We start from the raw sequence: 14,297 nt of genomic DNA on the forward strand, positions 1-14,297 counted from the left end.
TGATTAATATGCTCTCCTTAAAACTCCAGCTTTCAAAATGGACGCGGTTTAGCCCAACTACAAAGCCACTAAAGAAGAATGTTAAACTACACTGAGGCTTACGAGAATAAGTTAAGAAGTAAGGAAGATTGGTAATTGAAGGAATTTGACAAATCCATTCCACAAGAAAATCTTGACATTGTTGACAAAACCAGATCTAACTTATTTGCTTGGCGTGGTCAGTTTTCGCCACAGCTTATTGAAGTTATATTAAGCTCATATTGTCTATCTAACTCAGTTATTCTTGATCCTTTTGCGGGTAGTGGAACTGTTTTGCTAGAGGCTGGTATTCTTGCGTTTGAGTCATATGGTTTTGAAATTAACCCAGCAGCCTGCATTCTTAGCAAAACCTATGAATTCATAAATCATTCTCAAAGAAAGGAGGTTATCAAAATTATTAGGACTTTAATAGATAGGGAATTCCCTTTTAGAATTTTTGAAAATGGTAGCCAAGTACCAGATTTGGTAGAGAAGTTAAGAATGCTCAGGAATGAGTTAGATGAGGAAGCAACAAGAATATTCGATGCTTTGATAATTCTTCTTGATGTTGGAAATAATAAAATTACTAATGAATTTATACAGTCTAAATTTGCTGCTTTAGCAAGTGTAATTGAAAAACTTCCTTACTCAAAAAAGGAAATTAAAGTAGGTCTATCTGATGCTCGTTCTCTTCCATTGAAAAACGATCAGATAGATTTTGTTGTTACCTCCCCACCTTACATAAATGTATTTAACTATCATCAAAACTATCGCAGTTCTGCTGAGATATTAGGATGGGATTTATTAAAGATAGCAAAGTCAGAAATTGGATCTAACCGAGCAAATAGAGGAAACCGCTTTTACACAGTAGTACAATACTGTCTAGATATGGCTGATACTCTAAGGGAGCTTTCAAGAGTAACTAAAAATGAGGCTCGAATTGTGTTTGTTATAGGACATGAATCCAATGTTCTTGGAGTGCCTTTTTACAATGCTGACATTATTGAAAAAATTGGACTAAGAGCAAATTTATTTCATCGAGTTTTGAGACAAAAGAGGGAATTCAAAAATAAATTTGGCAAAATTATTAGAGAAGATATAATTAACTTTATCAACTTAAACAATGAGTTTTATAAGGAAACAATTGAGCAAATTGCAAGAGAAGTAGCATTGGATGTACTGAAAAGTGGTCTTTCGTTAGTATCATCGAAAAATATTGAATTTTTAGAAGATGCAATTGACAAAGTTCAAGATATTGAAAGAACACGAACTTTAGATAAAATATTCCATATTTATTAACCTCATCAACCTGCTCAATTAGTCAGGCTTAAATATTCATAGTCAGTTCAACCTATGCCTGAAGTTTCTCGCCCTCATTACACGAAACTAACTGCATGTCTCAATAACAGTCGCCTACCTGAAGCTGATAAAGAACGGGTAGAAGAAGCTGTTAAAAAGTATCATGAGTGGATTGCTGAGTTAGAAGCAATTGAGCGTGGTCAAACAGATACAGTAGAGAAGTTAGTCGAAGCTACTAACAAATATAAACGTTTTATTGAACTTGACCTAATATTTGATAGTTCAGATAACTTTTTGTATAGACAGAAGGGGCAGCTAAAGCTAGATAATACTATCCTGGAAGAATTTTTGCCACAACTAGTTTTCGGTAGTTTGCAAGGAATAGATGATTCTTTCGAGTTAGGTCCAAGAAGTACGTTCTCTGGACTTAGTTTTCTATCTTCTCTTGGAAATCTCGGTCAAGGTGGTGAACCAAGCATTAGAACTAAAAATCAGGATTTTATACTTGGGAAAAGGTTATATTTAAAGTCATCATTTGATCCAGAGTTTCAAGACTATAAGTTGATTAAATCACATCTTGGATATGTTTGTGCGGAATGCAAAACAAATTTAGATAAGGCTATGTTTCAAGAAGCAGTAGCAACAAGTAGAGATTTAAAGATAGCTGTTCCTGGATCTTTATATTTTCTGATTTGTGAATTTCTTGATATGGCACCAATTTCAATAATTTCAACTCAAATTGATGATGTTTTGATAGTGCGAAAAACCAAACGCATGTCTTCTAATATTCGACAAGAGTATCGAACACCAAAGGAAAGGCAACTTCACAGACAGGAATATGTAGACTTTTTGGATTCTTCTAAGTATTACCCTGACGTATTTCAAAGGATGATTGATAAGATTCAAGTTTTAATTGACGATACAAGTCCATCAATGGAAAATGTTTTAGACCAGGGGCATTTCTAGGCAAGGGTCAAAATTCCTTTGTTCTGGAGTAACCTCAGATGTAATCGGTATTAGGAGTTAAAAGTTTTGAATTAATAACTTCTAACTCACTACTCCCAACTATTGACTATTAACTGATATCTCCTGCTTGTGTTTTCCTTCAGATGATGAAGGGAAACTTGTAGGAACAGTCTTTGTACCCGTTCGCTTCGCCAGTGCTAATAATAGGTAGACTGTGAACAAATATCCAGAGGCTAAAATAAAAATCATCATAAGTATATTTCCGTAAATCATTGTTCTACTAGCACTGTTCTAAACGAATATAAAATTCCATAAAATTAGTAGAACCTCAGCCAAGTAAGTGCATTCTCAATGGCTGGAGTTTTCTATGGTAAAACTACCTATAGAGATAAAATCCTCTACGGACAAAGAATTTATAATTTAACGCGACTTCTAGCAGACCATAGATCCCACAGCAGTTAGCTTGCCGTTTAACAATCTAAACTACGATTCTCAGCGGTCTACTCGATCTGCTTTATTTTTGCTCAAACTGCTGTGAAAATAGCAATGCTTGCGCTCAACGTGCGCTGAGGACGTGTAGCGGCTTCCCATAGGGATATCACACAGATCCAAACCAGGAGTTTCGCGTATCGTAGGAAAAATTAAAGAACTTATTCCCTTAACTAACCGACGAATATTTATTTTATACTCACAACCCTCACTCAGTAAAATCAACTAGTAGCTGACTTAACTTTTAGAGTGTAAATATCTTACAAAATTTAAAATTCCTATACTTTAGCGTAACACAACGACCCTGAATTTTGAGCTTATTCGGCTGCTAAATTTCAAATTTTTTCAAGAGCTACACCTCAATCTAGAGAAATTTCGCCTTACTCTAGGCAACAAAATTAAATTGCTTTATTTTTGTCAATAAGTAATCTTGCTTAAATTATCTTTATAACTATGGCAAGAAAGGTGAAATGAGAAACTACTTAACACAATTTAATCTGATATTCATCCCGTGTACTGAGAACTCATGTTTTAAGTTAGTTTAAAGTTTGAGTAGCCACAAATTAAGCAATATTGCTTATTGACAAAAACCTTAGTAACATTAATTATCACCCATAGACTCATAAAAATGGGATTACCTGATGAAAACTTTGCGCTGGCACTGGGTTATCTTAAAATGAGTATAGGATATGTAAACTTTCGTAACCTAAGTCAGAGTCCGCCCATCCATGACCCCAGCCACCTCCCTGTTTACCCCTGTGGAAGCAGACCTGCGACTACTAGCAGATAATCTAAAACAGCTAGTTGGAAATCGCCACCCCATTCTGTTTGCAGCAGCCGAACATTTATTCGGAGCTGGGGGAAAGCGTATCAGACCAGCAATTGTCCTGCTAATATCGCGGGCAACAATGTTAGAACAAGATATTACGCCGCGTCATCGTCGCCTTGCTGAGATTACAGAAATGATTCACACAGCAAGCTTAGTACATGACGATGTGATAGATGAATCAGACGTGCGGCGAGGCGTTCCCACCGTTCATAGTTTGTTCGGGAACCGCATTGCCATCTTAGCCGGAGATTTTCTCTTTGCTCAATCGTCCTGGTATTTAGCAAACTTGGACAATTTGGAGGTAGTAAAACTGCTCTCAGAAGTCATTATGGATTTGGCTACTGGGGAGATTAAGCAGGGACTAAATCGTTTTGATGCTGGTATCTCTATTGAAACGTACATTGAGAAGAGTTATTACAAAACAGCTTCGTTAATCGCCAACAGTTCTAAAGCTGCTGGGTTACTCAGTGAAGTTTCGCGAGAAACTGTTGAGCATCTGTATAGCTACGGTCGTCATTTTGGTATAGCATTTCAAATTGTTGATGACATTTTAGATTTCACCAGTACAATAGATACCTTGGGTAAACCAGTAGGGTCTGATCTCAAAAGCGGTAATCTGACTGCACCCGTTTTATTTGCTTTAGCCCAAAAACCATCCTTGGAAGTACTGATTGAACGAGAGTTTGCTCAAGAAGGAGATTTAGAGCAAGCACTAACACTGATTCAAGATAGTCAAGGTATACAGCAGGCGCGAGAGTTAGCTGCTCACCATGCTAAGTTAGCAATTGAACATCTTGCAGTTCTCCCATCCTCAGAATCCCATCAGGCATTGATTAACATCGCTGAGTACACACTGAGTCGTCTCTATTAAATTAGTCATCAGTTCTCAGGTAGAAAGTGGGGATTTAGATGTAGGTGTGTTGTGGCTTTCGTAACCCACCGAAAACCTGAAATGTTTTGTTATACAACGCTTTAACACACTAAGGTAGCTTTATGTTCAATTTAATCCACTTATTTAGCAAGTATAAAGTGGGGTTTTGATTTGGAAGTTCTTAGGGATTTCTAAAAAATAAATTACTACTTATGGGGTGGAAAGCATTTTACTAAGCACTCACTACTAAAGACTTGCCTGCTTGTGGTTACTGGGAACTTCACAATAAAGAATGGGATATTTTTTGATGTGAAAGTTCTTAAGTATGAAACTTTGCTTCATTGGAAAACTAAAACTTAAAAACGAAAAAATGTTCACTGAGAACTATTTTTTAATCAATTTTAGGTTTAAGGAAAGTTGAGCCAGTCGTATGATGTAACGGAAAGAAAAAATTTCTTTTTTCACTGATTTAGAAAACTTTTTTAAAGGAATTTGAAATTTAAAAATTTGGATGTGGGATTGTATCTAAAAAACTCCACATCCAAATTTTTTCTATGCAATATCAGGGGGTATCTGTTTAGGCGATCGCTTCTGTCGTAACTGTTTCTGCATGAGTTTTTCTAGTTCAGTACGTCGAACTTCGACGGTATGAGTGGTCTTACCCGGCGTCTCCAAAAAAACGATACTATCTACGGGTTCTAATGCCACTAATTGGAACAAAATATGGGTGACAGGAGTAATTTTAGCTAGCATTTGAGGGTCAAGCCCATCAGGGGAAATTAGAGAGACATCCTGTATGGTAGGGAAAGCGTAAATCACACGTTTTTCCAATCCTGGGTTAGCACGATTGCTCAATGTAGTTAGAACCCAGCTTGACTCCGAATTTTGGAGAATATAGTACTGGGAGTAGCGTAATTTTTGAGCGATCGCTCTAAGGGCAGGAGCAATTGCTGCAACAAGATGTGGTGTCATACCATCGCGGGGTGCATTGTCAATCAGCAATTGAATTTGCGCTTCTAAATCCATAATGACTTGTATACGGCTTTTGGGTAATGGCAATAACATCTATCATGTGTGAACAATCCCATCAGAATTGGGAATAATAAAATCAGCCACATCCTTAATATAGGATTGGCCTACGTTTAGCTTATACGTAAAACCAAACCAGCCAATACCCACTGTCTTACAGGTTGTATTTAAGTAAGTTAGGGTCTTTTAAAAACCGAGACTATGAATTCAGCCGCAACCGCAACTATTCCATCTGCAACTATTCTGGGAGAAAATTCTACAGGCGTGGAGGCGATCTTTCAACTCCTATCCAAGGAGTTTCAGCAGTCAACCAAAGCTTCGGAACAGAATTGCCATGATGTCGCAACACGTATTACCACCGAAGTCTACCGGATTTGTCATGAGAGTAAACGTATCCAAGCTTCTGGATCTGTAGAAAGCTCGGCGATGACCTTAGCTCGGCATCGGCTGCAACAATGTCTCAGGTACTATCAATTGGGTTCAAATCGAGGCAGAGTCGAATTACACAGTACTTTGAGTGCAATTATTTATCGGTATATTAATCCTCCTCAGAGACAATTGAGTTATCAAGGGCGGCTGACGATAATTGAAGATTTCCTCCAAAGTTTTTATTTAGAGGCGTTGAACGCTTTCCGGCGAGAAAATCAACTTGGTGCTACTTATCGCCCTCAGACGCTCTTGGAATTGTCCGAGTATATGGCATTTACCGAGCGCTACGGCAAGCGACGCATTCCCTTACCAGGTCGCCAACAACAGTTAATTATCCTGCGGGCACAAACTTTTTCCCAACAGCAGCCTCCAGAAACCAGTGTAGATATAGAACAAGCCGCAGAAGGTAGCAATAATGAAGGTGACGGTTCTTGGGAAGAACCAGCAATTCACCAATTGCGCTCCACAATGGCAACGCAAGCCGAACCCGAACCTGAAGAAGACACCTTGCGTTCCGTTGTCGTTACAGAATTAATGAATTATCTCGAACAACGACAACAATCTGACTGCGCTGATTACTTTTCTCTCCGCCTCCAGGATTTATCAGCACAGGAAATTGAGTCGATTTTAGGTTTAACTCCTCGTCAGAGAGATTATTTGCAGCAGCGCTTTAAGTATCATTTGATTCGGTTCGCCCTGTTGCACCGTTGGGAATTAGTTCACGAGTGGCTGGAAGCTTCTTTGCATACAAATTTGGGCTTAACTCCTCAGCAATGGCAAGTATACACAGCACAGCTGGACAACAAGCAACGGTCTTTATTAGAGTTGAAGCAACAAGGACAAGCTGATGAAAAAATAGCAAAAACTTTAGGGCTATCAATGGCACAACTGCAAAAACGATGGTTTAAAATTCTTGAGCAAGCTTGGGAAATTCGTAACTCATTAGTTTCCGGATCGGGTGCATCTACTCATGAATAGTGACTCAGAATCCTTACAACACCAGTGTCTCGATTTGTTATTGACAGATGATGTCAAAAATAACGAGCAATCGGTAGAATGTGAGGAAAATGACGGGGTAAAAAACCTCCTCAAGGAAGCCACTGCTTCAAAAAGCAGTCAGCCAAAATTGGGAGAAACGCCCCAGACCTTTCAACTGGGAGAAATTCCTACTGTGCAAGATCGTTTTCAAGCTGTCCTTAAGCATCGGTTACAAATCCAAGCCCAAGAACATCCACCGTTGTTTCCTTGGGAAGCAGAATTAATTGAATATCCTGATTTTGTTGATGAGCCGTCAATGACACTCGTTCCTAGCTGGGGATGGATGGTACAACAGTCAAAGTTGACCTTACCGACTCGCTTACCGGAAAGAGTTTTCCAGCAATTGCTAGAACAATGTCAGGCTTTAGTGACATCTTCAGTGCCGTTGGGGGCAAAATTAGTTCAAGTGGTGGAGAACTTTTTTCCCAATGAGTCTCAAGCACTAAATGATATCGCTGGATTGGTGCTAAGAAGCACCTATCGGTCTGTCAGTACTCTGGAGACAATGCCCGCTATTCAGAGCGATTACTCAGAATTACAACCGCGTCAACAGATGGCTTTGTCGTTGCTAGCAGCTAAACAACTACTAGAAAATCTGACTCTACCACTTTCAGCAATTAGTCCGGTGGTAGAAAGACAATGGCTAACCAGTGTTGGTACTTTAAATATCAGAGTAGAGTACCAGCCTCTAGGTAAACTTACGAAGTTACTTGTTCAAGCTGAGTTACCTGTTAAAGGAACTTTGACGCTGCGGGGAAGCGGCACTTTAGCAATGACAACATCTTCGACTTCGGGATACTTAAATGTAGAGTTAGGCTGCGAGCAACTTAACCCAACTTATACGCTGGAAGTTGAATTTCCAGAAATAGACGAACAGTCGTTGTTGTTTGTGATTAATCCCACGATTTAGTTGAGATTGCCACCGCTAGCACACTATGTCAATCAACGCCGATATATATTTAAGAGGATTTTCCTGGTTTTGAAGCTTATCCCATTTTTCAATAAACGGTCACTAGGGTGTCTACGAGAAGCAGTTATTACAAAGACACAGGGACACGGGGATATGGGGACATGGAGATATTGAGAAAGTATTTGATTTCTCGATTTACCGCGTCACCCATTTTTCGTGTATCTCCATAACCTCTTATCTATGATTTTTTAACACAGTGCTAAGGTAACAAATTATGTCCCCTGCATTGTGTTTGTTGCATCTACATCATTGCTTCTATTAGACTCAAATGTTTAACTTATCCAGGATGAATCGGTTTTGGCGTATCCCTGTAGGTAATTTCTGGCGGCAAAATCCGCAGGGATCGCCTTTGATTGAAGTGGAAGATTCAATTTTATTGCGGGTGCTGGTGCTAGCGTTGGTTATTTTGGGAATTGTGGCGACGGATATTGCCGCCGAGACTTCATTCAGTTTTTGGGCATTACCCCTAAGTTTAGTGGGTGCGGTTTGGAGTTATTATCGTCGCCGCGATCGCAATGTTGCAATTAAATTCTGCATCGCCATCGGAATGTTAGTAGCACTGGGTGCTTTCTTTGGGCGATTAGTAGGAGAATTGAATGATACGCGGTTGGGTTTGGCAGAGTTATTAATTCAACTCCAGGTGTTACACAGCTTTGATACACCCCGCAGGAAAAATTTGGGCTATTCGATTGTGATCGGACTGATTTTATTGGGTGTGGCAGCAACTCTAAGTCAGACTTTCGCATTTGCACCTGTGTTGCTGTTCTTTTTAGCGATCGCTCTGCCAACTCTAGTACTAGATTACCGCTCACGCTTGGGTTTGCAGCCATTAAAGATAAAGAATGAAAAATTAAATCAGCGGAATTCCTCAAGTCTTAATTTTAAATTTTTAATTCTAACTTTTTTACTAATTGTTGGTCTGGGGCTAGCAATTTTTGCTGTTTTACCGAGATTTCCCGGCTATCAATTACGAAATTTTCCTGTAAGTTCTGCTATTCAAGTAAAAAATAATTTCACCGGACGTAGTATCATAAATCCCGGTTATATCCGCCAAGGTAAAGGTGATAATCAAGGCAGTGGTAGCGGTGGTACGGGACAAAATAAAACTGGTCAACCAGGTAAAATAGATAATAATTTTTATTACGGTTTTAATAGCCAAATAAATCAGAACCTGCGGGGCGAAATGAAACCCAAGGTTGTCATGCGAGTGCGATCGCAAGCTGAGGGTTTTTGGCGAGTATTAGGATTTGACCGTTATACAGGTAAGGGATGGGAAGTTTCTCGCAATGAAGATGTGACGACTGTTAGGCGATCGCCTTGGTCTTACCAAATTTTTCTTTCTCCATCTGTGCTGACTGGTAGAACCCAACAGGTAGTACAAACTTATACAGTGGTGTCGGATTTACCTAACCTGATTCCAGCGATGACTTATCCCAAAGAAGTTTACTTTCCAGCACCAGTACTCGCTGTTGATAAAGAAGACGGATTGCGATCGCCTGTAGAATTATCACAAGGTCTTACCTACACAGTAGTTTCCGAAGTGCCATACCGCGATCGCACTTCCTTAGGTGAAGCTTCTACTAAATATCCCCCACAAATTAAAAAGCATTATCTGCAAATTCCTCCCGAAATTGCCGAAAAAGTTCGACGACGTACCGAAGAAATTCTCGCTAACTATAATCAAGAAAAAGTCACAAAGTCTGCTAAAAGCCTGGATTCACCTTATGAAAAGGCTCTCTACTTAGCTCAGTATTTAAAGCAACGCTACTCTATTCCCCAAAATCCGTTGGAATTACCTTATTTGAGTGAAAAAGAAGATTTGGTAGAAACTTTTTTGTTTAAGCAAAAGGGAGGCTATCCAGACCACTTTTCAACAGTTCTCACGGTGATGTTGCGTTCCATTGGTATCCCAGCGCGGTTGGTAGCAGGGTTTAGCGCGGGAGAATTTAATCCATTTACAGGGCTATATGTTGTTCGTAATACTGATGCTTATGCGATGACGGAAGTGTATTTTCCGAAATATGGTTGGTTTGCCTTTGACCCTATTCCCAATCATCCTCTGATTCCGCCATCCATTGAAGATACTCAGACTTTTAGTGTATTGCGCCAATTGTGGCATTGGGTTGCTGGCTGGCTACCTTCTCCGGTGACAGGTTTGTTGAATAATGTATTTGAGACAATATTTAAGTGGGTGATTAGAGCGATCGCTTGGTTTTTAGCTTTATTCTCTCAAGGTTGGTTTGGTGTATTAACTGGCTTAATTGTGGGGATTACATCGGCTTTCTTCGCTTGGCTGGGTTGGGGTCAGTGGCGAGAGTGGCGCAACCGTAGATGGTTGAAGAAATTGCCAGCGATGGAGAGCCTTTATCAACAAATGCTGCAATGGACAACTCAAAAAGGTTTAGGCAAACATCCAGCACAAACACCTTTAGAGTATGCCAGAGTCTCATATCAGCATCATGCTTTAGCAACTGCTGAGGTTATAGATGAAATTTGTCAAGCTTATGTTGGCTGGCGTTATGGCGGTCATACACCTAACTTGCAGCGATTGCGACAAAGATGGCAAGGTCTTAAAAAGGCTGCTAAGACTACTAAATAATTCAAATCATAGCAGAGGGTAAAATTTTCAGGTTAGGGACTAGCGATTTAATAATGTACCAGTATTTTTTGAATTTTTAGCTTGATTTTTAGTAGTTACGCTTTTTCTAACTGGTATTTTATTTTCGTGCTAGTCCCTTATCTCTCTTTTAAGAGAATATCCACTTATTTAAACAGATACAATTAAACAAATAATTTAGATGCCAAAGAAGAAGTTTGAAGATATTCCCTTTCCTCCTGTAGTCAGCATGGATACGGATACTCCAATTTCTATAGACCAAATTTCAAAGATTTTGAGGGAGTGCCAAAAGGGAGCTAGTATCTGCATTCGTAGTACAGAGGGACATACTAATCGAGGCGGGTACTTCTTTCATGTATTACCTACAGACAGCGATTTTAGCAAATGCGAGTTATACAACTTTGAAAAAACTTTGGTTGCTAGATTATCTGTTGAACAGATAACTCTCTTCATAAATCATTGTTCAGGCTTGGAGTTCAACGAGTGGGTATTTCAATTCTGCCAATCAGTTGTTAATTTCCGGCTTGATCTGGCTGAACCTGAATCTGCTGAACTTGACTCTACAGAGTCAGATCCTACGGAGTTTGATTTGTTTGAATAAGCCGCTTTGGTTTTTTGCCTGTTCGCTTTAATATCAATTTTCCTTTTTTATACTCAAATTCTCTCCAAGCATATTTATCTGTAAATAAGTAAACTTTGCTCACTGTTAGCTGACTGAGAACTAAATTTTGTTTTTTCTGTGTTGAAACAGCAGAGCTTAACAAGAAGCAAACCTCACCGGACTGCCAACCAACTCGTTCATTTTCGTAGAGGACAACAACAACCTCAGTAGCTCCAGAAAGCCCAGGTAAAAATAAATGAGCCAAAGTATCCAGACCTGCTTTGATTACTGCATTCTTAAAGGCAAGATAGTCTGTAATCGTGCGGTGAACTAGATCCGACTCAGGTGGTTCATATTTAAAGCCCTCTTGCCATATCCGTAGAAGCTTACCATAATTGCCCTCCTCCTCGTTATATCTGCCGTCTTTACAGTTGACAGCGTATCTAAGGTCAAAGCCTTGCAATCCACTACCTAAGTCTTTAGGGGGACAATTTAGCCAGTACCAGTCGCGCAGTAAAGCAAGTGAAGATGCATGGAAAGCATACGCATGATGAATGAAGGGCGCTCGATCCCAAGTGACATTTTCAGAGTCATACCTCCAGTCCCAAGCAAAAACAATCAAAAAGTCGGTTAGAGGATGAATGTCTTTCCTTAAAGTATCAAAGTTAGCAGACTTTTCTTCAGCAATGGTTTGAAGGCATTTAACCTCAACCCGAAGACCACGAGAGCCTGAAGATGTGCGAACTTCTAAATCAGGGAAACGGTTAGCAACAACATAACTCCAGAAAATATCTTCAATCTCGTGATCTTCAAGAATGCGAGTTGCCAAACGCACTAATTCATATTCAATAATTAGACTCACGCGATTGCGTACATCAGTAAGGTTTCTCTCATTTTCTGGAATTTTCTCCCCAGCGTATATGCCAAGTCTACGCCTAACATCAGTTTCATTCAGTCTTTTAACAACCTCTGGCAAGAAGAAGTCGGTTAACCAAGACAATGTATCTAGAGGGTTGGACTCCGCTTTTAGAAAGATTCTTAGGCTTTCAGGAGTGAACACCATTTGTTTATTCTCAATGGGCATAAAAGATATTGTCTTTGGGCTTCCGATAAAAGAAGAAACCAGTTCTTGTACTGACGATGTGAGCGTTAATTGAGAGCGGTTTAGAAAGCTTTTAATATCCGATTTAAGGTTCTCGACTTTTTGATGCTGACTCAAATACCGGAGATGAATTTCCTCCTGAATATTTTTAGGTGGAAGCGGAATCATTACTTGCAAGAGTTCTTTTGAGTTAATTCTTGGACGACCAATACCCGCTACCAAATGCATAATTTGCCCATAAACAAAGTCAGACCTAAGGAAAACACTTAGTATAAGAGGGTCAATCAGATATGTACCATCAGTCTCTTGCTTGACGGTAAAAACAGAGCATTCCGATGATACAAAACCTGGCTCTGCAAAGCTCATTAATACAACCTTTCGCAGGTTGGGACGCATTTTTGCAAAAACAATATCACCAGGTTGGTACATTTTAACTGAGCTTTTCAATGAGTCAGTAGGAGTTGGGTCTTGTTCAAACCGTCCAGTATTTGATTCAATATTTGCTAACCCTGTATATCGAATAATTGCGCCAGAGAGTTCCTTGCATGGAGTAATAGAGACATTCCTTTCTGTGCAAATCTCAGCTAAACGCTTTAATGGATAAATACAACTAGCAATTAATTCTTGGCTTTTTTTCCTAGATGGGTGATGATACTGGAAATCAATACGATATCCATTGTTTTGTTTAATAAAGTTAGAATAAATATCAGTAACATAAATGTTTTCTGACTCATCGGCTTGATCTTCTTTAAGGTATTTATGCCAAGCCTTCAATATTGATGGAAGATCGCTATTGAGATAACTTTTACCATTATCTTCATAACGAACATCTTCATCCCCACTTATTTTACGTCCGACTTTATCTGCTTTAGCAAAAAAGACTGATAGGTTGCTAGCATTTAATATTTTTTTAGACATTATTAAAATGGATGTATTCACCGTAGCATAAGGCATGAATGCGGTTTCAGGTAGACTAATAACAGCCTTTATATCAAACTTTTTGATAATAAATTTTCTTACATCAGTTGCATGAAATAAGTTCAAAACGCCTTCGTCAATAATTATGGCAAGTGTACCTTTTTCACGTAAAAGAGCATGGCAACGCTCAATAAAAAGAATTCCACGCCGACGAGATGATTTGCCTGATCCTAATTCAAATGTTTCTAAAATATCAGGCTCAGTAAAATCGCTACCAAATGGTGGATTAGTGATTATCGTATCAAAACATGAAAAGAATTGTTTGGCTTCCTCACCAAGAGTCCCCCCTGAAGGAAGAAACACTGTACGAATGTTTTTTGCTCCCTGAAGAAGCATATTAATTCCTGAAACCCAAGACAGCCGTTGATCAATCTCAATACTTGTAAGGGATGAATAATTTATTTGATGCCTTGCAATGCTAGAGAGAAATCCACCTGTCCCGGATGCTGGATCGCATACATCACCTTTAATATAAGGCTGGCAAGCAGAGACAATAAAATCAACAATATGAGGCGGTGTGAAAAATTGTTGATGATCGCCTTTGTCAAAAGTATTGCGAACAACTTCTTCGTAAGCCAATCCCTTCATATCAAATTGTGTAGATACAAAGTTGAAAGATTGAAGGGCTAAGACACATTTCACGATTGTACTATCAGAACAATTAAGCTCACTAAACTGTTTTGGAATAACGTTGCTGTGTTGATGTGCAAGATGCTGATAGTATTTTCGGACGACGCAGGGATTTACAGGAAGCTCGGAAGGAGAGAAGGGTATGGATGCTCCATTGTTGTGAGTTTTATCAGACATAATCTTGGCGAAGACCAGTTTAGTGATTTCGTCAAAGCGGTTGATGATGTTGCTCTGGCTATCATTGTCACGGAGAATATCATGAAGTCTAGATACCAGTAGGCGAATGCTTCTCAAGTCAAACAGGTCTGACGACATGAAACTTGTCTTCTCTGAAAATAGCTCAAGCTGCTTGGGCAAGCCAGTTTTAACAGAGGTAACGCTATGCAGAGCTTTGCTCGACAAGAATTTAGACATAACAAAACATTATAGAA

At 39.3% G+C, this 14,297-nt stretch carries 10 protein-coding genes; 7 read left to right on the forward strand and 3 right to left on the reverse strand.

Annotation, left to right across the window (positions count from 1 at the left end):
- The first annotated feature begins 135 nt into the window (after positions 1 to 135).
- Positions 136 to 1,317, forward strand: coding sequence for a DNA methyltransferase (locus V7K79_RS22865; RefSeq protein WP_335050706.1), 1,182 nt, complete (start codon positions 136 to 138; stop codon positions 1,315 to 1,317).
- Positions 1,318 to 1,371: 54 nt separating this feature from the next.
- Complete coding sequence (locus tag V7K79_RS22870; RefSeq protein ID WP_335050708.1) at positions 1,372 to 2,283, forward strand: Bpu10I family restriction endonuclease; 912 nt, start codon at positions 1,372 to 1,374, stop codon at positions 2,281 to 2,283.
- A 99-nt stretch (positions 2,284 to 2,382) separates the two neighbouring features.
- Here the strand turns inward: V7K79_RS22870 and V7K79_RS22875 are convergent, their stop codons facing one another.
- Entirely contained in the window at positions 2,383 to 2,535 is a 153-nt protein-coding gene (locus V7K79_RS22875; protein WP_335050907.1) for a hypothetical protein, read from the reverse strand.
- Positions 2,536 to 3,500: 965 nt separating this feature from the next.
- Here V7K79_RS22875 and sds point away from each other — a divergent pair.
- Positions 3,501 to 4,472 carry a solanesyl diphosphate synthase gene (sds, locus tag V7K79_RS22880; RefSeq protein WP_335050710.1) on the forward strand — a complete coding sequence of 324 codons (972 nt, stop codon included), beginning with the start codon at positions 3,501 to 3,503 and terminating at the stop codon, positions 4,470 to 4,472.
- 552 nt (positions 4,473 to 5,024) lie between these two features.
- Here sds and V7K79_RS22885 read toward each other — a convergent pair.
- Positions 5,025 to 5,498 carry a hypothetical protein gene (locus V7K79_RS22885; RefSeq protein WP_322682951.1) on the reverse strand — a complete coding sequence of 158 codons (474 nt, stop codon included), beginning with the start codon at positions 5,496 to 5,498 and terminating at the stop codon, positions 5,025 to 5,027.
- Positions 5,499 to 5,702: 204 nt separating this feature from the next.
- On the opposite strand from V7K79_RS22885, the gene hetZ reads away from it, so the two are divergent.
- The 4 genes from hetZ (at position 5,703) to V7K79_RS22905 (ending at position 11,156) form a co-directional block, all read left to right on the forward strand.
- Complete coding sequence (gene hetZ / locus V7K79_RS22890) at positions 5,703 to 6,908, forward strand: heterocyst differentiation protein HetZ (RefSeq protein ID WP_292861722.1); 1,206 nt, start codon at positions 5,703 to 5,705, stop codon at positions 6,906 to 6,908.
- Positions 6,901 to 7,878 (forward strand): PatU, encoded by a 978-nt coding sequence (locus tag V7K79_RS22895; RefSeq protein WP_335050712.1) that lies wholly within the window; start codon positions 6,901 to 6,903, stop codon positions 7,876 to 7,878. Before hetZ ends, V7K79_RS22895 begins: the two co-directional genes overlap by 8 nt.
- Positions 7,879 to 8,224: 346 nt before the next feature.
- Positions 8,225 to 10,537: a transglutaminase TgpA family protein gene (locus tag V7K79_RS22900; RefSeq protein ID WP_335050714.1), complete on the forward strand. Its 2,313-nt coding sequence runs from the start codon at positions 8,225 to 8,227 to the stop codon at positions 10,535 to 10,537.
- A gap of 199 nt (positions 10,538 to 10,736) precedes the next feature.
- Positions 10,737 to 11,156, forward strand: coding sequence for a hypothetical protein (locus V7K79_RS22905; RefSeq protein WP_335050716.1), 420 nt, complete (start codon positions 10,737 to 10,739; stop codon positions 11,154 to 11,156).
- Here the strand turns inward: V7K79_RS22905 and V7K79_RS22910 are convergent.
- A complete protein-coding gene (locus V7K79_RS22910; protein ID WP_335050718.1) occupies positions 11,131 to 14,280 on the reverse strand; it encodes an N-6 DNA methylase in 3,150 nt (1,049 codons plus the stop codon). The two genes, V7K79_RS22905 and V7K79_RS22910, sit on opposite strands and share 26 nt — an antisense overlap.
- Between the last annotated feature and the right edge of the window lie 17 nt (positions 14,281 to 14,297).

Origin of the sequence: Nostoc sp., from assembly GCF_036917575.1 — a bacterium.
Lineage (GTDB): Bacteria > Cyanobacteriota > Cyanobacteriia > Cyanobacteriales > Nostocaceae > Nostoc.